Raw genomic sequence first — 20290 nt, 5'->3', positions numbered from 1 at the left:
CCGCTACAGCCAGCTGTTGCAGGAGCTGAGTGAGCGGGTCTGGAACCCCTGGTCCAGCCAGTCGGCGGCGCCGTCCGGAGAGTCTATAGTGGACAGTCGCTCGCGGATCTCGTTGGTGATGTTGCCATCCACCGCGCCGCGCCCGGCCATACCGGCGGCCAGCACGCCGGCGAGGCAGGTCGCCTGCTGGCTCAGCCGGGTGTCCAGCTCGTCCACCGGCGCGTCCGGCTGGTTGCGTGCGGTGGCGTACACGATGGTGAGCCCGGTCACGTGCTGCATCGCCCCGGCGTAGGCGCGCAGGAACACCCCGAAGTAGCGGCCGGGGTAGCGTCCGTTGCTTTCCACGTCCCGCAGGTGCGCAGGCGTCATGTAGACCGTGGCCTGGCAGCTGGTGGCCGGGTCGGCGGGGCCGAGCGGACCGCACGGGGTGGTCAGCGGGGCGCTGACGATCACCAGCTCGATGCCGGGCGCGGGGATGCCGGCCGCGTCGAGCAGCGCAGCCCAGGCCGCGTCGGCGCATGCCTTGGCCTCCTGGAAGAACACCGCCTGGCGGTCGTCGGCCGGGTCGAACCGGCTCAGCGTGCAGGTCACGTCCGCCGTCGTGACCTTGGCGGAGGACAGCGGATGGGCGGCGAGCACCGCCATCAGACCACCGGGTGACGCGGGAGCCGGCGACGGATCATCCGTGGGGGTGATCGCGGGCACATCCGTGGTCGGCGCGGTGGTCGTGGTCGGGGCCGGCTGGCTGCTGCTGTTACCGCCGGTGGCCGGCAGCAGCGCCGCACCCGGTCGGGCCGCTCCGGCGACCACGTCCACCGGCCCTTTGATGGCGAAAAATGCGATCACCGCGAGCAGGCCGCCGATCAGCAGCAGGATGGCCGAACCTGAAACGAGGAAACCGGGGCGCGGCGTTTCCGGGATGACCCGGGTCGCGGTCGAGCCGTACGGTTCGTACAGCCACGGCGGCGGCGGGGATTCCCGTTCCCCCACGTCAGACTCGGCCACCGGCTCGGACTCGACCGGCTGCTCGGTCTCCACCGACGACTGAGTGCCTTCGGCGCTCGCCGGCACGTCGTCGGGTTCCGGAGCGCCCGGGCCTGAAGTGGTCATCAGTGATCGAGGTTAACAGCGGTGGTCATCAATTTCTTGCATCAATCGGATGATTCGCAACCCCATTTACCAGAATTGGCCTGACACCCACCGTGACCGTTTTTGTGATCAGTTCCGCGACCTGCGATGAGACCGAACTCACCGCCGCACCGCCCGGCCGGAGCGGCCCCGGGATGGCCCAGGCAGAATGGAGGTGGACAGGCGGCGGCGGGCAGGAGGCACACGGGTGGATGCTGGCGATCTGCGCGGTGTGATCGCGCTGGACGGCCCGTCGGGCACCGGCAAGTCGACCGTCGCCCGCCGCCTGGCCAGGCGGCTCGGCGCGCGGTACCTGGACACCGGCGCGATGTACCGGGCGGTGACGCTCGCCACCCTCCGGGCCGGCCTCGATCCGGACGACGAGGCCCGGATCGTGCCCATCGCCGAGGGCCTCGACCTGCGGATGGGGACCGACCCGGACCGGTCGACCGTGCACATCGGCGACGAGGACGTCGCCGCCGAGATCCGCGGCCGGCCGGTGACCCTCGCGGTGTCCGCGGTCTCGGCCATCCCTGGGGTTCGTGAGCTGCTCAAGGCCGAGCAGCGCGCGATCATCCAGCGGGAGGTGGGCGGCGGGCACGGGATCGTGGTGGAGGGCCGGGACATCGGCACCGCGGTGGCGCCGGACGCGCCGCTCAAGGTGTTCCTCACCGCGTCGTCGGACGCAAGGGCGCTGCGCCGGGCGCGACAGGACGCCGCCGAGGGGCGTCCGTCCACTGTGGATGCTACCCGGTTGGACGTGGACCGGCGGGACCGGCTGGACTCCTCCCGGTCGGCATCGCCACTGCGGGCGGCCGACGACGCGGTTCGGTTGGACACCACGGATCTCGACCTGGCCGGGGTGGTCGACCTGCTGTTGACCATTGTGGACGAACGCGGTCTGCGCGGGGTGGCGGCCGAGCGCGCCGGACGGTGATCCGTGCCGAACCACCCCACCCTGCCGGACGGTGCCAAGCCGTGGCTGCATGACTTCGGCCGCTGGGTGGCCACGTGGCTGCACCGCCCGACCTACCGGATCCGGATCCACGGCCGGGAACGCGTCCCCGCCACCGGTCCGGTGGTGCTGGTGGCCAACCACAGCTCGATGATCGAGCCGCAGCTGATCTTCGGCCTGGTCCGGCGGCGGGCGGTGTTTCTGGTCAAGGAGGAACTGGCTCGCGGCCCGGCCGGCCCGCCGCTGCGCTGGATCGGCCAGCTCACCATTCGCCGTGGCGAGGCCGATCGCGGGCCGCTGATGGCCGCGGTCCGGTTCCTGCGCGCCGGCGGCCTGGTTGGAGTGTTTCCGGAGGGCACCCGCGGCGCCGGCGACGTGCTGCGCGCCGAGCAGGGCGCCGCCTGGCTGGTACGCTCCTCCGGCGCGCAGGTGCTGCCGGTGGCCACCCGGGGTACCAACCGTCCGCCGGGCGCCCGCCGCCGCTTCCGCCCGCGGGTGGACGTGTTGGTGGGCAAGCCTTTCCCCGTCTCCGTCCATCGTGGACGGAACGGTCTGGTCGCCGCCACCGAAGAGATCCGACTCCAACTGGCCGAGCTGGTTCGTGAGCTGGACCAGATGCGAGAGCAGAGCGTGACACGATGACCGAGACAGACGGCAGCTGGGCCGACGAGTCCGAGTGGACCGTGGTGGACGAGGAGTTCGGCCACGGCGACGATCCCGGTGCCCAGCCCCCGCAGCCGGTACTCGCCGTGGTCGGTCGCCCGAACGTCGGCAAGTCCACCCTGGTCAACCGCATCCTCGGCCGGCGCGAGGCGGTGGTGCAGGACAAGCCCGGTGTCACCCGGGACCGGGTCGCCTACGACGCGCTGTGGAACGGCCGCCGGTTCACCGTGGTCGACACCGGCGGCTGGGACCCCGCCGCGCACGGTCTCGGCGCCGCCGTCACCGAACAGGCCGAGCTGGCCATGGCCACCGCCGACGCCGTGCTCCTGGTGGTGGACGCCACCGTCGGCGCCACCGCTACCGACGAGGCCGCCGCCAAGGTCCTGCGCCGTTCCAAGACCCCCGTACTCCTCGCGGCCAACAAGGTCGACGACGACCGGTTGCTCTCCGACACGGCGGCCCTGTGGTCCCTTGGGCTCGGCCACCCCCACCCGGTCAGTGCCCTGCACGGCCGCAACTCCGGCGATCTCCTCGACGCCATCCTGGTCGCGCTGCCGGAATCCCCCCGGGACACCTTCGGGTCGACCGGTGGCCCGCGTCGCGTCGCCCTCGTCGGCAAGCCCAACGTCGGCAAATCCAGCCTGCTCAACCGCCTGACCGGCGAGAACCGCGCCGTCGTCGACCCCGTCGCCGGCACCACGGTCGACCCGGTCGACTCCCTGGTCGAGCTCGACGACGACCTCTGGCGCTTCATCGACACGGCCGGCATGCGCAAACGCGTCAACACCGCCAGCGGCACCGAGTACTACGCCTCCCTGCGTACCCGCGCCGCCATCGAAGCCGCCGAAGTCGCCATCGTGCTGCTCGACGCCAGCGAACCCATCACCGAACAGGACCTCCGGGTTCTCACCATGGTCGTCGACGCCGGCCGCGCCCTCGTCCTCGCGTTCAACAAATGGGACCTCGTCGACGAAGACCGCCGCCACCAACTCTCCCGGGAACTCGACCGCGACCTAGTCCGCATCCCCTGGGCGGAGAAGGTCAACGTCTCCGCCCTGACCGGCCGCTCCGTGCGCAAACTGGCGCCCGCCCTGCGCACCGCCCTCGACTCCTGGGACAAGCGCATCCCCACCGGCCCCCTCAACAGCTGGCTGAACGACATCGTCGCCGCCACCCCACCCCCGGTCCGCAGCGGCCGCCAACCCAAGATCCTCTTCGCCACCCAAGCCCAAACCCGCCCCCCCACCCTGGTCCTCTTCACCACCGGCTTCCTCGAGGCCGGCTACCGCCGTTTCCTTGAACGCAAGCTCCGCGACCACTTCGGCTTCCCCGGCACCCCCATCCGCATCTCAGTCCGCGTCCGCGAAAAACGCCCCCGCAAGCACTAACCCCCACCCCCATCCCCTACACTCTCCCTGCACCCCCTCCCCGGGGGGTGCAGCCGGGCTGTGGCGCAGTTTGGTAGCGCACTTGACTGGGGGTCAAGGGGTCGCAGGTTCAAATCCTGTCAGCCCGACGGCTAGCTTGAGGGCGAAAGTCCAGGTCAGGGCCTTGTTTCACTTCCAGTGAGACGAGGCCCTGACTGCTGTCTGACCCATCTCGTCTCACATCCTCACGAACGCTTGTACTGCTTGCCTATCCGAACAACACGTCGAGCCGATCAGCCGCTTCCCTGAGATGTTCGACGTTCGGATGCACGTACACCCGCTTCGTGAAACTCAGATCCGCGTGACCCGCCCAGGCACTCACGATCACGTCCGGCACACCCGAGGTTGCCAGGTAGGTCAGGCACCCATGCCGGGCGTCGTACGGCCGCACCTTCCGAACCTCCGCATGCTCCATCAGTTTGTAGATCGCCCGCCGGAGCTGATCTGTCTTGAACGGCAGGCCCACCTCATCCACCAGGACGTAACCAGCGTCGCCATAAGCGGCGCCAGCCGCCAGTTTCTCCTTCGCCTGGCGTGCCCTGGCGGACTTCAGCGCCGCCAACACCAGTTTGGGTAACGGCAGCATCCGCTTGCCCATCTCCGACTTGGGACCCTTCTCCTCCACCTCACCCTCGACCAGCGTCCTGGTAAGGACGATGGTGAGCGTCCCGGCCTCCAGGTCGACCGCCTCCCAGCGCAGCCCGCACACCTCGGCTGGCCGCATCCCGATCAGCGACAGCAGCACCGGCGCATAGAGCCGATCCTCCCGGTTAGCCGCCAGGAACGCCTTGACCTCGCTGTCGGCCCACGGTGTCCGCACGGCTCGTTGAGCGGCCGCCTTGTTCCGTGCCTCGCGTGGAATCTGGGTGTACTGCGCCACGTTGCGCACCACCAACTTCCGCCGCACCGCGACATTCAGCGCTGACCGCAGCCGTCCGAGGGTCAACTGCACCGATCGCACTCCGAGCCCGGTTCCCGGCTTGCCACCGCGGACCCGTCCGGCCGTGAGCATCCAGCTCACCAACTCGTCGATGTCCTCTTCGGACAACTCCTGGAGCTTGCGATCACCCAACTGCTGCAGCACCGGCCGCAGCGCATCGGCGTAGTTGTGTGCGGTGGCCTTCTCCACGTCGATCGCCGCCGACTTCAGCCACGTCTCCAGCCAATCCCGCACGGTCATCTTGGCCGGCGCGACGAACGTGCCTTCCTCGGTCCGGTGCCGGATCTTGGCGTACGCGGCGCGTGCCTCCTTCTTGGTGTCGTAGGTCTTGGTCAGCTGCCGCCGACGTCCGGTCTTCGGATCACGCCCGATGTCGACCACGAACCGGTACCGGACCTTGCCGCCGGCTAACTCGATCTTCTTGATCTGATCACTCAATCTGTCCTCCTCTCTCCGTCTGACAACGGTGAGTCCTGGCCGCGGAGCTGCTCCTCGATCTGCTGCGACAGCTCCCGCGTGATGTGCCCCCGACGCGCCTGCCGCTCCGCGGTCTCCACCGCCCCCAGCTCAACCACCCGAGCATCCCGCTCATCGGTCAGCGTCCGCCCCCACATCGCCCGCGCAACCCGAACCACGTCCTCCACCGACACCTTCAACCGGCGCGCCAGCCCTTGATCAGCCTCGATGGCATCCGACCCGCGCTTGAACGCGTCGACCGTGGCAAACATCTGCTCCACATCGCGGGCCTCTTTCTCAACGGCCTCCCGTGGCGCGATCTCCGGCCGGGGATGGTTCCCCTGCATGATCCCGATGACCCACTCGCGGGGGAGTGGCGCAAGATGCTCCGCCAGCACCACGTCACCGTCCCCCTCGAAGAACTCCGTGATCGACACCCGGAACGCCAACGCCAGCAGCAGCACATCCGCCAGGCTGACCGTCGACCGCTCCCCAGCCTCGATCGCCGCCACCTTGCTCCGGCTCCACCGCAACCCATACTGCTTGACCAGGTGCGCAGCCTCGTACTGCGTCAACCGACTCTGCTCACGCAACCGTCGCAGGTTCTCCCCAACAACGGCCCCCACCGCCTGCGGTGCCTCCACGCCAGACACCCTGGCACATGACTTGTCCGGTTGACAAGGACTGATTGGCCCAGAACTATGAGCTTGGAAGGCTTGAAATTCGGACAGATGAGCACATGGGGGAGAGATGGAGCAGGAGCCGAACAACCCAGGTCAGCCCGACCGGCCCGACACACCCACCCTGACCGAGATCAAAAGCTGGCCCGCCACCGTCAGCGTACGCATGGCCGCGGCCGCCTTCGGGATCTCCACCAGCCACGCCTACGAACTCATCACCCGAAACGAGTTCCCAGCGAAGGTCATCCGGCTTGGTGCCCGAAGGCGAGTCGTAGTCACCGAATCCATCGCGCACGCGCTGTCCAGGGTCGAGGCCGAGTCGACACGTAGACATAGGCCCGGTGGCACCGAAGCTCACGGCTCCGTTTCATCAGAGCGGTCAACACCAGGCGATATTAATCGTTAGAATGATTCTTTCTATCTCGCCGATCGGCCTGTCGAATTTCGCCGCAAGTGGACGCCTGCGTTGACGTAAATACGTCGTGGTATTGATCGACCACAAGGGGTGAATGGCGGCGGTCGATTGAATGTCTGTTGTGGACAATTCAATGACAAGTTGATTGAGGGTGAGGTGCGACTCGCGAGTAGACGGTAGCGCAAGCTATCGTCCGCGAAGTATGACGACCCCCACGCCGACGGAAGGCTTGGAGCCGCTTCGTCTGGCGGATGTGACCCCGTTTCTGTCGATCACAGTGCTGGAGTGCACCAGTGACGACGCCGTAGTCGCCTTTCGTTCACTCGTTCGATTCCTGCGAAGGTCGGCGAGCACACGTGGCCGAGCTGTCGCAGTCCGAGTCCGTGCCGAGATCACGCTGGGCGGAGATGATGCCATCGATGAAGTCGGCGTACTTGCCGACGTCGGCTTCGAGGGCCTGTATGGCATTTCAAGAGAACAGCTACGCCCTCCCAGTTGGGCAGGTCCGGATTCGGCCTTTACTGACGTGACCAATCAGCTCACGATAGCGCTGCGTCGCAACCGACTTGTGGCTGTGTGGAGTGACATCACTAGCGAGGCTGAGCTTCGGAAGTGGTTGCGTCAGGGCGCCGCACCGTACCGGTTCATCCCGGCAGACATATTGGCCGGAACGTTCCGTGGTGACGGAAAGATGCTATGGATGCACGGTGTGCACCGACGGCGATCGACGAAGGCTGACACCAAGGCGCTGGGCGGTATCCGGCTTCAGGATGCGTTGGACACCATCGAAGACGGCTCTTATGCGATGACCGCGGCGAAGATCGACTTCCGTCCAGAGGACGATGCAGCTGTACTCCGTGATCTCCTCACCGTCTCTCCGAACAAGTCGCGCATCGCGTGGAAGCGGACGTCGCACTTCCCGATGTTCCTGGCGGCAGCCGTGGAAGCGCTCGACCTGCTGGAGAAGGCCCTGGTCGGCGAAGATGTACCAGAGGCGCTGTTCTCGGAGCTTGCGATTCGGGAGACGGACTTGAGTCGGGTTCGCGGCGCGTTCGACATCTCGGTCGCCGACCCAGATCAGGTGCGTGGCGAGCCCGATGCCGACGAGCAGCGGGTGGAGCGCGCCGAGCTGCTGCGCGATGCACTACTCGAGGTACGGGGCGAGCCGGGCTCAGCCAAAGCCATTGTGGACGTTGGTCGGGACGGGATACCCGCTGGCACATTGACGATCAAGCCGGTCGAAGACGCTGGAGCCTTCGCGCTCGACGTCCGATACGCTGGCCCGCCGGCCGTCGAGTCCATCGCGCGGGAGATCAAGGAAGCGATCGCGGAAGGCGACCTGCTCACCGTGTTCTACGAGTCCGGCCACGCGTTCCGTGGGCGCGAGATCTCGCGGGAGAATCTTACGAGCACGCCGTTCCCCAACTTGCTGTTCGAGGACTTCACCGGCTTCATGGTGGCCAAGGAGAAGCCGAAGGTCAGCGGCGATCAGGCAATCCATGACGCAATCGCCCGCAAGGGAGACGACTCGCTGTTCGCCTGGGTGGTCCGGCGATATGGAGGCGATTGGCTGCTGTGCGATGACGGCGCCGGCGAGATCGCTGATTTCCTACACCTCGACAACGAGGGCACCCTGACCGCAATCCATGTCAAGGCGGCCGATAACCAATCTCTGGACCGCCGTGTCGCTGTCACACGGTTCGAACAGGTAGTCAGCCAGGCCGAAAAGAACATCCGGCTGCTAGGCAATGACGCTCTGATCGAGCGGCTCAGCAAACCGCGTATCGCCGCACCTGCCGCGTGGAATTCCGGCCACCGAGCCAAGAGCGCTGACTTCGTCCAGCAGTTGCACACACGCGTGGCGACCGACAAGACCAGGGTCGCCATCGTTCAGCCACACTTGCTGCAGGCTGTACACGATCAGGCGCGAGCCGCGTCGCAGGCCGGTCACCCGAGCCCCGATTCGTACAGCCTCGCTCTCCTGGACAACCTTCTACACAGCACTAGAAGGACGGTGACAGGACTATGGGACGATCTGACCGTCATTGGATGCGCGTGACCAATTGTCGTTGAATAATGCCAGTTCCACACCGTCAGGTTCGCCGCCGAAGGCGGGATCGAGCGCCTCTTCTGCGGCCCAGCGCAGGTAGGTAAGCCAGTGCTGACTGGGCCAGCCCCAGCTTCTCGAGCATGCGGGACCTGCCTGCTCCGGGAGGCGCTTGGCGACGACGCGATCCAAGATCAGTGGTTGCACGCCGCCGATGCCGCGACGGTAGCCGACGAAGTACAGCATCTTGGTGAAGAACGCAGGGCCAAGCTGTTGCAGGTGCGTCGGGGAAGCCGGGGTGAATCTGTCATAGGCGGCGTACAGATCATGTTCCGACGGCCGGCCTGTCCTAAGGGGGGCGAGGTTGTACTTAAGCTTGGCGCCCTCCGGGTCGGAGTTCAACGCCGCAAGCGTGCGAACCGGTCCGTAGCCCCGTACGCCGTATCCCCACATCAGGACGGCGACCAACAACTCTCGCGCGGTACACCGGCGAGCGTGTCACCGATCGGCTACAGCAAAGACCTGCCGGCGCCATAAGGCGTTCGTCTCGGGTGGGAAGGGCGGCCAGGCGTCAGGCGGAATCCTTGGTCCCCATCGGTCCAGGCGTACCTGGATTGGCCATGCTTCGCCGGGCAAGTTGTAGTCGGCGTCCACTGCGACAGCCTAGGCATCGATCGCCATGCCTGGCGGGTCAACGTGCGAGCGCGTTACCTACCTTGCGAATCGAGCGCCGAGGTGTAACCGGTCAGCGTCCTGCAGCGACTTGGTTTGAGTCGAGTGATCCAGGAGGCGAATCGTGGGGTTCTCGTTCAAGGTCGCGCCGGGTGTTCGGGTTCGGGCTTCGAGTCGTGGCATCCGGACCAGTCTCGGGCCGCGGGCCGCTCGCCTTCACGTTGGTGGCGGGAGAACGGGATTCTCCACCGGGGCGGGACCGGTGAGCTTCTACACATCGCTGTCTGGCTCCCGTCGACGAACCGGACGGTCGTCGGCGTCGCGTACCGCTCGCGCGGGTTCGTCTCAACGTGCGCTGGCGCAGTCCGCGAAGCTGGAGCAGGCACAGGAGTTGCGCGATGCGCTCAACGAGTTCCTCAACCTCCATCGCCAGGACTTTCCGGAGGCTGTCCGTCCCATAGCTCCGGCACCCCCGCCGATCCACACCAAGGCGATCATCTCGGCACATCGCGCCCAAGCGGTAAAGGGCATCGGTCTGTTCCAGCGAGCAGCGCGCAAGGCCGCTCTCGCGGCGGCTGATCAGGCGGCGCAGCGGGAGATCGAACGGCAGACGCTGAATCAGGAACAGCAGCGGGTTCGGTATCAAGCTCAGTTGGACCAGTGGTGGGCTGCGCTCGTTGGCAACGACGAGGATGTTGTGCTCAGCGTGCTTGCCGAGGCGTTCGAGGACAACGAGGCACCTGCTGCCGCGGTAGGCGTTAATGGCAGTGAGCTGTCCGTGGTTGTGCTGGTACCCAGCATCGACATCGTGCCGGAGCGCCGGCCGGCTACCACACCGGCTGGGAACCTGACGCTCAAGAAACTTGCGAAGGCCGAGCGTGGCGGGCTGCATACCACGATGGTCGCCTCGCACGTGCTGCTGACCGTACGCGAAGCACTCGCGGTCGCTCCTGGCATCACCGGTGTTCGCGTTGTGGCGTTGCAGCATTCTCGGAATGACGCTTTCGGCAGGCCGAGGGTCGACGTCCTGCTTGCTGCAAATTTTGAACGCACACGGCTCGCCGCTGTTCGGTGGGATCAGGCGGAAGCAGGCACCATCGTTGATGACGCGGCGACGGAATGTCCGACCAAGCTCCGGCGTACAACCAACGAGCTGCAGGCCCTGGATCTGAGCCACGAGTCCGCCATTGAGGAGCTACTTGCTCATGTGGAACTCGATGAGCTGATCAGCCGGCAGTCGTAGATCCACATCTGTCCCGTCGACCTAGATCGCCCGGGGCATGTGATCAGGTCGCGTGATGCTGATGCGGTTCATCTGGTCCGACCGCGTGGCACCTGGGTGGGTGGACGGTAGATCGGGGGCCGTTCACCGACGGATGGTGCGCTCGTCGGTGCTTTCGGCTGACGGGCGGTCGTCGTTGACGGCCTGGCAGGTTCAGTCCGAGGTTGATATGGGGCGAGTCGGGCGGCGGCGGTGCGGAGGTGGGCGCCGGATTGGCCGGGTTTGCGGTCATAGCGCTGGCGGTCGGCGAGAGCCAAGACGAGCGCGGCGAAGGCGGCGATTACGAGCAGGGCAACCGCAAGTTCGGGGGCGTGGGTGCGGGCCAGGAGGCGGGTGGCGGCGAGCAGGGTGGGTAACACGATCGGGTGGGGTCGGCCGGCCGGGCTCCTTGTGTTGGGTCGGCTGAGTCGGGCTGCGGCGGCAAGGTCGGTGGCGGCCGCGCGGAGGGGTTCGCGTAGGCCGTGTGTGTCGGTTGGGTCGACTTGGACGGACAGCATGGCGGCGAAGTCGGCGGCCTGGTCGATAGCGGCGTGCCAAGCGGATCGGTCGTTGGGATGGAGGTGAGAGAGCTCGCGGAGCGCCTCTTGGACGCGGCGGTGGCCCGTCCGCCATCGGGCCGCTCCGCCGTGGTAGACGGGCCTTGAGGTGGTCCAGTGGTCGGGGTGATCGCTGGTGTAGTCGTCGGCCCATCGGGCTTGCAAGCGGGCCAAGGACAGGTCGCGGGCGAGTTGGGAGCCGGACAGTTCCAGGGCGGGTGCGTCGTCGTGGACGAGGTCAGGATGCAGAGCGACGGAGTAGCCGACTACGCGGCCAGCGTGGATGCGCGGGTGGACGGTCACGTCCTGGTCGTGGAGGGTGGCGACGAACTGTTCGGCGGAGTGGGCTGCGCCGGCAGCGGCGCGGACGAGGCGTTCGAGGGTGCGGCGTTGGGGTTCGATGCCGGTGGTGCGGGCGCGGTCGTGTTCGGCGCGGGAGAGTGGGCGGGCGCCGGTGCCGTCGGGGCCGGTGCGGACGAGGTCGAGGCGTTCTTCGACTTCGCGCGCCCAGGCGCGGATCTTGGTCTTGTCGTAGGAGAGGCGGGCGAGTTTTCCGTTGTCGCCGACGAGTTGGACGATGAGGTGGATGTGGTCGTTGCCGGCGCGGCTGGGGCCGTGGTGCACGGCGATCCAGCGGCAGCCGGACAAGCCAAGCCGGCCGACGACTTCGTAGGCGAGCTGGCGCCATTGGTCGTCGCCGAGCAAGCCGTCGTCGCGGTGCGCGGCGATTGGGACGTGGTAGACGTGGCCGGCTTTGACCTCGATGGCTCGCAGGACGCGAGGTGCGTCCATGCGGTCGACCAGGGCGCGTAGGCCGGTCTTGTCCGGGCGAGCGAGCACCGGGTCGCAGAGCTGTTCGTCCCAGGCGGCGACGATGTGCGGGTCGGTGTGCACGGTGCGACCGCCGGTGGTGAACACGTAGAACACTGCGCCGCGCAGGTTGTGGTGGCGCGGCAGGATCTTCGGAAACACCGCGGTGTCAGCGACGGTGAACCTGGTGGTCCGGGTCCAGGAGATCCACCACTCGGGTCAGCCGGTCCATGGTCCGGGTCACGTAGGCGAGGGTGGCCTGTAGCTCCCCGTCGGCGATGAGTTCGCCGGCGTTGGCGCGTCGAGCGAGCTGGTTGAGGTTGCGTCCCATCCCGGCCAGCACCAGCCGGATCGGGTCCAGATCCGCAGCGACCGTGCGGGCGATCCGCGAGGATAATCCGCCGTCGCGGAACCGGGCTGGCGCGCCGGCGGGTGGCCGAAAGTACAGCCCGGCCAGGTGTAGCAGCGCGGGCACGGTGAGGCCGTAGCCGGCCGCGCGGGCGCGGATCTGCGCGTCTTCGGTGCCCTCGGCGAACCGCACGAGATGCTGTGCCTTGCGGCCTCCGTCGATGCGCGACAGCCGGCCGTGCGGTCCGATCAACGCGCGCCAGTCGGTGTTCATGATGTTCCCCCCGGAACTTCCCCCAACGGGGGCCGCCCCCGCGGCCCGCCCTGTTCGCGAGCGTACCCGCTCGGCTATCCGACCAGCGGTTTGCATCAGCGCTAGCTGATGCACATCTTGCCCGGCACGTCGCCGGGCAAGATGTGAATTCACGACGGTGTGCGGCTGCAAAGACGGCACTGTAGCCCGGCGCGGCGGCTGACCTGCCGCGACTCGCCCAGGAAACCACTGCGGGTTTGTGTGCGTGTGGCGACACGGCGTAGGGCGCGTGTCACCTCTTGGGGTGAATGACCAGTGGCGTTACCTGCGGACTCGCGTTGAATGCGAGATTCTCGCGCTCAACGCGAGCATGGAAGGTGAGATCCGCCGTGGGAGGCACGACGCCGATGCCGGGGTCGGCCCGGCTGCAGCTGGCCGACAGTGTTGCGCTGTTGCGGCCGGATGAGCAGGTGTTCGACGCGATGCTGCAGGGCTGGGAGAACCAGCAGCTGGCCCGCAACCTGGCCACGTCCACGGTGGAGAAGCGGGTCAACGCGGTCCGCGCGTTCACCGCCTACACGAACACGTTTCCGTGGCTGTGGAGCCCGCAGTTGGTCGACGAGTGGCTCGGTGATCTGCGCTCGGTGCGCAGGCTGCGGTACTCGACGCTGCGTGGCTATCAGTCCTATGTGCAGGCTTTCTGCGACTACCTGACCGATCCGAACTACAGCTGGGCTGATGAGTGCGAGGCGCGGTTCGGCACGCACCCGGTGCAGGTCGTGCACGAGTGGAACACCGCGGTCCACGTCCAAGCCAACGAGGGTGATCCGCGCAAACGGGCCTTGACAGTAGAGGAGTTGCAGGCGTTGTTCGACCGCGCGGACGAGCGGGTCGCCCGGATCCGGACGCTAGGCCGCAAGGGGTGGCTGCCGGCGTTTCGGGACGCCACGCTGTTCAAGGTTGCCTACGGCTTCGGGCTGCGGCGCCGCGAGGTGCAGATGTTGGACCTGCACGACTTCGGACGCAACCCGCACGCTCCGGAATTCGGTAGTCGCGGCGTCTGTCACGTCCGGTACGGCAAGGCGATGAAGGGCTCGCCGCCGAAGCGGCGCAGCGTGCTGACCGTCTGGGAGTGGACGGCCGAGATCCTCGAGGAGTGGATCGTGGACATTCGGCCCCGGCTGGCCCGGGACGGCAACCCGGCGCTGTGGCCGTCCGAACGCGGCGGCCGGGTCGGCCTGCAACTGATTGACGCGCGGTTCGCCGCGATCCGCGACGAGCTCGGCCTGGACTCGGTGTTGGACTTCCATTCGCTGCGCCGCTCCTACGTTACGCACCTCATTGAGGCAGGGTGGGATCCGTTGTTTGTGCAGCAGCAGGCTGGACATGAGCATGCCTCGACGACGTCGATCTACACCTGTGTTTCGTCCGATTACCGCACCAAGACGTTGCGTCACGCCTTGGACAAGGCGATCGCCGGGGCGCTGGCAGCCGACGGGAGCAGCCGGTGAGACGGCAGGTCGGCTACCGGTGGCGGCTGCGCGAAATCATGGCCAGCCGGGGCCTGTTCACCACGACCCAGCTCACCCCGCTGCTGGCCGAGCGGGGCATCGAGTTGTCCGCATCGCAGGTGCACCGGTTGGTCACCGGCACTCCGGAACGGCTCTCGCTGTACGTGCTGGCCGCGTTGTGCGACATCCTCGAGGTCACCCCGGACGAGCTGGTCCCGGTTACCGCGCAGAACGCCCAACTTCGCAAGACCGCCAGCGCCGAGTTGGCACCCGTGCTGGCCGATGCGGGCCTGCGGCCCAAGCGGGCTCGGCTGCGTCCGGAATCGTGATGGCGAACCGCCGGACAACCCCGCCGGTGAGCAGCGTCGAACGGCTCGCGGAGTACGAGTGTGGGCGGTGCGGCCGTCTGCGCCGGTTCTTCGACCGCTGGCCCGATGGCTACATCTGCAGGCCCTGCTACATCCACGCCACCCGCATCCACGGCACCTGCGCCGGGTGCGGCCGCCAGCGGCTGCTGCCCGGCCGCGACACCGGCGGATCGGCCATCTGCCGGGACTGCGCGGCTGTTCCTCGCTCGTTCGACTGCGTCCGTTGCGGCGCGGAGGGCCGGCTCTACTACCGCAAGGTCTGCATCCGCTGCAGGCTGCACGACCTCGCCGCTGAGCGCCTCGACGACGGCACCGGCACCGTCCGGCCCGACCTGCAACCGCTCGTCGCCGTGCTCGCCAGCTGCTACAAGACCCCACCCGGAAGCCGCCTTGCCTGGCTCAACCTTGGCCGCACCAAACAGCTTCTGGCCGCGCTGGCCACCGGTCGCGTCGCCGTCGACCATGCTGCCCTGGACGTCTATCCCGACCAGCGCAGCATTCCCTACCTCCGTGCGCTGCTCGTCGCTGCCGGCTGTCTGCCCGACCTTGATCGCGCCATGCACAACTTCGAGACCTGGCTGCGCAACCGCCTCTCCAAGCTCGCCGGCCACCCGCACGAACGAGTCTTGCGGCAGTTCGGGGTGTGGCACCAACTGTCGAAGATGCGCGCCAAAGCCCAGCAGCAGGCACTGAGCCCCAACGCACGCACCTACGCCGTCTTCGAGTTCAACCGCGCAGTCGAGTTCTGCACCTGGCTTGCCGAGCACGACCACCGGCTCGACCAGCTCAGCCAGCCCACGTTTGACCGCTACTACGGCGGTCTCAGCACGGCCTACCGGCAGTCCCTGCGCGGGTTCTTGAACTGGGCGATCACCACCAAGCGCATGCCCCGGCTGCAGTTCGCCAGGCCGCGGTTCCGCACTGGCGAAGCCCTCGACCAGCAACGCCGGCTCGACCTGCTCGGCCACCTGCTCGACGGCGACGACCAGCGCCTCGCGCCGCGCGTCGCCGGGTGCATCCTGCTGCTCTATGCCCAGCCCATCCCCCGCATCCTCGCCATCACCCTTGACGACATCGTCCGCACCGACACCGGCGTTGTCCTGCGGCTCGGTGACCCACCATCACCGGTCCCCGAACCCTTCGCCGACCTCCTACTCCGACTCGCCGACCAGCGCGCCCAAGCCGGCGGAGACCGGTGGCTGTTCTCCGGACGCTCGATCGGCCAACCCATGTCCGACCGCGGCCTCGCCCGACGCCTCCGCGACCTCGGCATCCCCCCTGCGTCTCGCGCGAATCGCCGCTCTCCGCCAACTCGTCCTCGAGGTTCCTGCGCCCGTCGCTTCGCACGCACTCGGCTTCCACCACACGACCACCCACCGCCAAAACCACCACGCCGGCGGCACCTGGAACCGCTACATCACCACCAGGACCTGACCAATCAGATCACCAGGTTGGACGATGGTGCGTGTTGCTCGACCTAGATAATATTAGCGGGTGGTCGGTGAGCCTCGTCGGATTACCCAACCTCTCCTGGACGTCCTGGAGGTGTTGGTGGATGCGTTCATGCAAGGCGAAGAACTTCACGGCTGGGCCATCATGAAACAGGTCGACCGGTCAGGGCCAACGGTCTATGGCGTCATCGACCGGCTTGAGGATGCAGGTTTGATCGCGGGTCGCTGGGAAGCTCAGAACCCTCAACCAAACAAGCCTCGTCGCCGGTTCTATCAGCTCAATCCCGAAGGACTGGTGCTAGCGCGGAAGCTTCTCAACGAGCGAAGGCCGGACCGTCTGCGGAAGCTGACTACACGGCACATCGCTACCGAGCCACGTCCCCGGGTTGCAGGTGGTGAGCCTTGACCGGGCAGATCGTCCTTCTGAGTATTGCGCTCGGACTCGTCACGAACGAGTTAGGCGAAGTCTCGCCGTGGCTGGCTCGGCGACTGGTCAGGTGGTCCGCTCGGCTGCGTTACCGACACGACCCTGAGCGATTGGCCATCAGGGCCGAAGAACTCGAGGACGTCGTAGGAAACGCACCGGGCAAGTTGCTGAAACTCTTGTGCGCAGCTGGATTCGCCGCCTCTGCAGTGGCGCATCGCGCACACCGCTCGGTTGCCGGCCTCGTCTCTAGGCTCGGCCGCGACGCCCGCCGACAGAAGTTTCGGAGGAGGGCCGGGTTGGTGGTGCTCGCCAGCAGCGGTGTCACCTTGCTGGCAATCAGTACAGCCCGGGTCGGCGTGGTGGCCGAGTTGGTAGGGCTGGGCGGCGCACTGCTCGCGGTCGTATCGGTCGTCGTCGTGTTCCACCGCGTCGGCCGCTGGAAGCGGGGACAGGTCGGGTTGCGTTGGCTGGGCTTCGGCTGGGGAGCATGCATCGCGACCACCACCGCACTCGTGATCAACAACACCGCCGAGGCGGTCGGGGATCTGCTGTTGGGTAAGGGAAACGGCGACAAGGTGAGTTCGATCGTGTCCGCTCCACTCTTCGAGGAGGCCGCCAAGGGCGTGTTCGTGCTCGGAATCTTGCTGTTCGTCAAGTCCAAGATCAACGGCGTGATTGACGGCGTCATCTACGCTGGATTCGTTGGTGCAGGGTTCGCCTTCACGGAGAACATCTACTACTTCGGCCGGGCCTTCGCTGAGCACGGGTTGGGCGACACCAACACGGCGGGACTGGTCACTTCCTTCATCCTGCGCGGCATGCTTTCACCCTTCACCCACCCCCTGTTCACCTGCATAGTCGGCGTTGGAATCGGGCTGGCGGCCATGACAACCAAGCGTCGGGCGACGGTCTTCGGTCCAATATATGGCTACCTCGGCGCCGTGATACTTCACGCCATATGGAACGGAGCGGCAACGCTCGGCAACGGCGAGTTCTTCCTCAACGTGTACTTCATGGTGATGGTCCCGATCTTCATCGCAGGCGTTTGGCTCGTCGCCCGGCACCGCAAGCGTGAGCGCACTGCCAGCACCTGACCGGAGTCTTGGACGGCACGGATCACGGCTGAGTTTGCTGCTCCGCGAATACGCGTCGGTCGGATACGCGAGCCTGCCAGTATCGGCACACGAAGACATCTGATGCGAATACACGACGGCATGCGGCTTCAAGGACGGCAGTGTAGCCGTCGCGGCAGCGTAACCTGCTGCGCCAACTGATCGATGGCGACGAAAAGCACCTCGCGCCGCGCGTCGCCGGGTGCATCGTGCTGCTCTACGCCAGCCCATCACCCGCATCCTGGCCATCACCTTCGACGACATCACCCACACCGACACCGACGTCGTCCTGCGGCTCGGCGACCCACCATCGCCCGTCCCCGAGCCGTTCGCCGGCCTGCTACTCCAACTCGTCGACCAGCGCACCCGCGCTGGCGGAGATCGGTGGCTATTCTCCGGCCGCTCGATCGGCCAACCCATGTCCGACCGCGGCCTCGCCCGACGCCTCCGCGACCTCGGCATCCCACTCCGCCTCGCGCGAGTCGCCGCCCTCCGCCAACTCGTCTTGGAGGTTCCGGCGCCCGTCGCCGCGCACGCCCTCGGCTTCCACCACACCACCACCCCACGGCAAACCACCACGCAGGCGGTACTTGGAACCGCTACGTCACAACAAGATCCTGAGCAACGTAACGTTCAGGCATGAACGGGTGGGCTCTAACATCCGCGTCCTGGGCCGCGATGCGATGGGCGTGGCTACCGCGGTGGACGAAACTGGCTCGTTGGAACCGGTGGAACGCGATCTCGTTGATCACGTCGAGCATGGTGAACTCCTAGATCTGGCCCGTGGCCTGCCGGTGGACGAGGCCGCGATGCGCTCGTGGGATGCATCCCAAACGGTTCATGCCTGGGTAATCCGCGACATCGCGCGTGGCCGTCTTGCAACCGATCCCGACCCTCACGGACTCCGTCTACGCGGAGCACGGGTTTCCGGCCGGCTCGACTTGGAGAACATCACCAGCGGGGTGGCTCTGAAGTTCGACCACTGTCTGTTCGAGCACGGCTTGATAGCTTGCGACGCGACCCTCGCATGCCTCGAGCTGGCCGGATGCGTGATTGAACATCCCAGCGAACCTGCGCTGAACGCGGCGCGGCTTACCGCTCCAACGCTCAACCTCGAGCACGCCACGATCCGGGGTACGGTCCGGCTGGTCGGCGCCCACCTCGGCGAGCTGAGGTGTAGGGGTGCGCACCTCCACAACGACACCGGGTCCGCGCTGGATGCCGAGAACCTGCGAGTAGACCAGAGCGTGTTCCTCAGCGATGGGTTCAGGGCGGTCGGCAGGGGCGAGATGGGTGCGGTCCGGCTGCACGGCGCCCATGTCGGCTGGTTGATTTGCGCTGGTGCAAGTCTGCGCAACGATACCGGGCCTGCGCTACATGCCGAGAACCTGCGAGTAGACCAGAGCGTGTTCCTCAGCGATGGGTTCAGGGCGGTCGGCGCGACCGAGGCGGGTGCGGTTCGGCTGCTCGGCGCCCACCTCAGGGCCTTGGAAGGCAACGGCGCGCGCCTGCGCAACAAGGCAGGGCCCGCACTGCACGCGGACAAACTGCGAGTGGATCAGAGCGTGCTTCTTCGAGGGTTGACGGCGGTCGGCGGGGACAAGGATAATGGCGCGGTTCGGCTGCTCGGCGCGCACGTCGGCAGGTTGGAGTGTGACGGCGCGAGGCTACGCAACTACGCCGGCTCCGCACTGCACGCCGACAACCTCTGCGTCGATCAGTCCGTGTTTCTCCGGGATGGGTTCAAAGCGATCGGGATGAGCGCGGATGGCGCGGTCCGCCTGCAGGGCGCGTACATAGGCGGCCAACTGGACTGCTCAGGTGCGAGCCTGCGCAACTACGCCGGGCCCGCGCTGCATGCCGACAATCTGCGAGTCGATCAAAGCGTCGTCCTCACCAATCGGTTCACGGCGATCGGCGGGCGCGATAATGGCGCGATCCGGCTGCTCGGCGCGCATCTCGGCGGCTTGGATTGCGCGGGCGCGAGGCTACGCAACTACACCGGCCCCGCCCTGAAAGGCGACAGCCTGCGGGTCGACCGGAACATGTTCCTCCGTGACGGGTTCGACGTCGTCGGCGGCGGTGGCGACGTTGCGGTTGACCTGTCCGATGCGCGGGTGGGCGGTGTGCTGGTGTTCGCTCCGAAACGTCTTGCACACACCACCGATCCGCAGCGACGGCTGCGCATAAACGGACTGCTCTATGCCGGCCTGCCAGAAGGAAAGTCCACCCCAGACTGGTTGCGCCTGCTGCGCGAAGGTACCCCGGAATATGCCGCCCAGCCCTACCAACAACTCGCTGCCGCGCACCGGTCCGCCGGGCACGACAGCCAAGCCCGCCACATCCTCATGTCCCAACGCCGCGATCAAATCCACCGCCACGCCATCACCGGGCCCGCTGAACGTGCCTGGGCCCGTTTCACCGGGCTCGCGCTGGGCTATGGCTATCAACCCTGGCGCGCACTCATCGGCCTCCTCATCGTGATCACCGGTGCCATAGTGCTCGCCATACTCCTCGGCGGCCACGGCGGTCTGGCCCAGGTCCGCACCCCAACCCCAGCCGTATCCTCGGAGTGCCCCGTGGTCGACCGCATCGGCGTCGGCTTGGACCTGGGCACCCCCCTGGTCACCACCGGCGCCCGGTCCCGCTGCGAGCCCACCACCACCGGCACAGGCCAGGTCCTCACCATCGCCGGCTGGGTGCTGCGACTGCTGGCCTGGGCCTTCGCCACCCTCTTCATCGCCGGCTTCACCGGTGCGATCCGCAAAACCTGAACCCCGACCGGCACAGCCGCATACGGCTGGACGGC

General features: G+C 67.0%; 18 protein-coding genes, 1 tRNA gene and 1 pseudogene. 14 read left to right on the top strand and 6 right to left on the bottom strand.

The window, feature by feature from the left end:
• Nucleotides 1–3: 3 nt before the first annotated feature.
• Entirely contained in the window at nt 4–1110 is a 1107-nt protein-coding gene (locus VFV67_RS19075; protein ID WP_326471766.1) for a hypothetical protein, read from the bottom strand.
• A gap of 226 nt (nt 1111–1336) precedes the next feature.
• Between VFV67_RS19075 and cmk the strand changes: the two genes are divergently transcribed.
• From cmk to VFV67_RS19055, 4 genes are all read left to right on the top strand, one after another.
• On the top strand, nt 1337–2065 hold the full coding sequence (cmk, locus tag VFV67_RS19070; protein ID WP_326471764.1) for a (d)CMP kinase: 729 nt from the start codon (nt 1337–1339) through the stop codon (nt 2063–2065).
• 3 nt (nt 2066–2068) lie between these two features.
• Nucleotides 2069–2725, top strand: coding sequence for a lysophospholipid acyltransferase family protein (locus VFV67_RS19065; RefSeq protein WP_326471762.1), 657 nt, complete (start codon nt 2069–2071; stop codon nt 2723–2725).
• Complete coding sequence (gene der, locus VFV67_RS19060; RefSeq protein ID WP_326471760.1) at nt 2722–4134, top strand: ribosome biogenesis GTPase Der; 1413 nt, start codon at nt 2722–2724, stop codon at nt 4132–4134. The genes VFV67_RS19065 and der overlap by 4 nt, the downstream gene beginning before the upstream one ends.
• 54 nt (nt 4135–4188) lie before the next feature.
• Nucleotides 4189–4262 (top strand) — tRNA-Pro (locus VFV67_RS19055).
• A 119-nt stretch (nt 4263–4381) separates the two neighbouring features.
• Here the strand turns inward: VFV67_RS19055 and VFV67_RS19050 are convergent.
• Both VFV67_RS19050 and VFV67_RS19045 read right to left on the bottom strand, forming a co-directional pair.
• A complete protein-coding gene (locus tag VFV67_RS19050; RefSeq protein ID WP_326471758.1) occupies nt 4382–5494 on the bottom strand; it encodes a tyrosine-type recombinase/integrase in 1113 nt (370 codons plus the stop codon).
• Nucleotides 5495–5547: 53 nt separating this feature from the next.
• Nucleotides 5548–6195, bottom strand: coding sequence for a helix-turn-helix transcriptional regulator (locus VFV67_RS19045; RefSeq protein ID WP_326472012.1), 648 nt, complete (start codon nt 6193–6195; stop codon nt 5548–5550).
• 124 nt (nt 6196–6319) lie between these two features.
• Here VFV67_RS19045 and VFV67_RS19040 point away from each other — a divergent pair, with 124 nt between their 5' ends.
• Nucleotides 6320–6655: an AlpA family phage regulatory protein gene (locus VFV67_RS19040; RefSeq protein WP_326471756.1), complete on the top strand. Its 336-nt coding sequence runs from the start codon at nt 6320–6322 to the stop codon at nt 6653–6655.
• A gap of 211 nt (nt 6656–6866) precedes the next feature.
• Nucleotides 6867–8723 (top strand): hypothetical protein, encoded by a 1857-nt coding sequence (locus tag VFV67_RS19035; protein WP_326471755.1) that lies wholly within the window; start codon nt 6867–6869, stop codon nt 8721–8723.
• On the opposite strand, the pseudogene VFV67_RS19030 reads toward VFV67_RS19035, so the two are convergent.
• Nucleotides 8688–9185, bottom strand: a pseudogene (locus tag VFV67_RS19030) (hypothetical protein); the annotation flags it as partial. The gene VFV67_RS19035 and the pseudogene VFV67_RS19030 sit on opposite strands and share 36 nt — an antisense overlap.
• Before the next feature lie 460 nt (nt 9186–9645).
• Here VFV67_RS19030 and VFV67_RS19025 point away from each other — a divergent pair.
• Nucleotides 9646–10626, top strand: a complete 981-nt coding sequence (locus VFV67_RS19025; RefSeq protein WP_326471753.1) for a hypothetical protein — start codon at nt 9646–9648, stop codon at nt 10624–10626.
• Nucleotides 10627–10694: 68 nt separating this feature from the next.
• On the opposite strand, the gene VFV67_RS19020 is transcribed toward VFV67_RS19025, so the two are convergent.
• A complete protein-coding gene (locus VFV67_RS19020; protein ID WP_326471751.1) occupies nt 10695–12173 on the bottom strand; it encodes a relaxase/mobilization nuclease domain-containing protein in 1479 nt (492 codons plus the stop codon).
• Between the two features lie 7 nt (nt 12174–12180).
• Nucleotides 12181–12633: a plasmid mobilization relaxosome protein MobC gene (gene mobC / locus VFV67_RS19015; RefSeq protein WP_326471749.1), complete on the bottom strand. Its 453-nt coding sequence runs from the start codon at nt 12631–12633 to the stop codon at nt 12181–12183.
• Between the two features lie 368 nt (nt 12634–13001).
• On the opposite strand from mobC, the gene VFV67_RS19010 reads away from it, so the two are divergent.
• The 7 genes from VFV67_RS19010 (at nt 13002) to VFV67_RS18980 (ending at nt 20255) form a co-directional block, all read left to right on the top strand.
• A complete protein-coding gene (locus VFV67_RS19010) occupies nt 13002–14123 on the top strand; it encodes a site-specific integrase (protein ID WP_326471748.1) in 1122 nt (373 codons plus the stop codon).
• Entirely contained in the window at nt 14120–14452 is a 333-nt protein-coding gene (locus VFV67_RS19005; RefSeq protein WP_326471746.1) for a helix-turn-helix transcriptional regulator, read from the top strand. The genes VFV67_RS19010 and VFV67_RS19005 overlap by 4 nt, the downstream gene beginning before the upstream one ends.
• 26 nt (nt 14453–14478) lie before the next feature.
• A complete protein-coding gene (locus tag VFV67_RS19000) occupies nt 14479–15972 on the top strand; it encodes a hypothetical protein (RefSeq protein WP_326471744.1) in 1494 nt (497 codons plus the stop codon).
• A gap of 70 nt (nt 15973–16042) precedes the next feature.
• Complete coding sequence (locus tag VFV67_RS18995) at nt 16043–16348, top strand: PadR family transcriptional regulator (protein WP_326471742.1); 306 nt, start codon at nt 16043–16045, stop codon at nt 16346–16348.
• Nucleotides 16345–17463 carry a PrsW family intramembrane metalloprotease gene (locus VFV67_RS18990; protein ID WP_326471740.1) on the top strand — a complete coding sequence of 373 codons (1119 nt, stop codon included), beginning with the start codon at nt 16345–16347 and terminating at the stop codon, nt 17461–17463. The genes VFV67_RS18995 and VFV67_RS18990 overlap by 4 nt, the downstream gene beginning before the upstream one ends.
• A gap of 220 nt (nt 17464–17683) precedes the next feature.
• Nucleotides 17684–18124, top strand: a complete 441-nt coding sequence (locus tag VFV67_RS18985) for a hypothetical protein (protein ID WP_326471738.1) — start codon at nt 17684–17686, stop codon at nt 18122–18124.
• Between the two features lie 4 nt (nt 18125–18128).
• Nucleotides 18129–20255 (top strand): hypothetical protein, encoded by a 2127-nt coding sequence (locus tag VFV67_RS18980; protein ID WP_326471737.1) that lies wholly within the window; start codon nt 18129–18131, stop codon nt 20253–20255.
• Nucleotides 20256–20290: the final 35 nt, after the last annotated feature.

This window comes from Actinophytocola sp. (genome assembly GCF_035762905.1).
In the GTDB taxonomy this organism is placed as follows: Bacteria; Actinomycetota; Actinomycetes; order Mycobacteriales; family Pseudonocardiaceae; genus DASYTH01.
The sequence above is the reverse complement of the archived record's forward strand: the minus strand, read 5'-3'. Positions and strand labels throughout refer to the sequence as shown.

Excerpts from the sequence above, each read along its gene's own strand:
- VFV67_RS19075 (WP_326471766.1), bottom strand. The coding sequence starts at position 1,110 with ATGACCACTTCAGGCCCGGGCGCTCCGGAACCCGACGACGTGCCGGCG.
- der (WP_326471760.1), top strand. The coding sequence starts at position 2,722 with ATGACCGAGACAGACGGCAGCTGGGCCGACGAGTCCGAGTGGACCGTG.
- VFV67_RS19040 (WP_326471756.1), top strand. The coding sequence starts at position 6,320 with ATGGAGCAGGAGCCGAACAACCCAGGTCAGCCCGACCGGCCCGACACA.
- VFV67_RS19035 (WP_326471755.1), top strand. The coding sequence starts at position 6,867 with ATGACGACCCCCACGCCGACGGAAGGCTTGGAGCCGCTTCGTCTGGCG.
- mobC (WP_326471749.1), bottom strand. The coding sequence starts at position 12,633 with ATGAACACCGACTGGCGCGCGTTGATCGGACCGCACGGCCGGCTGTCG.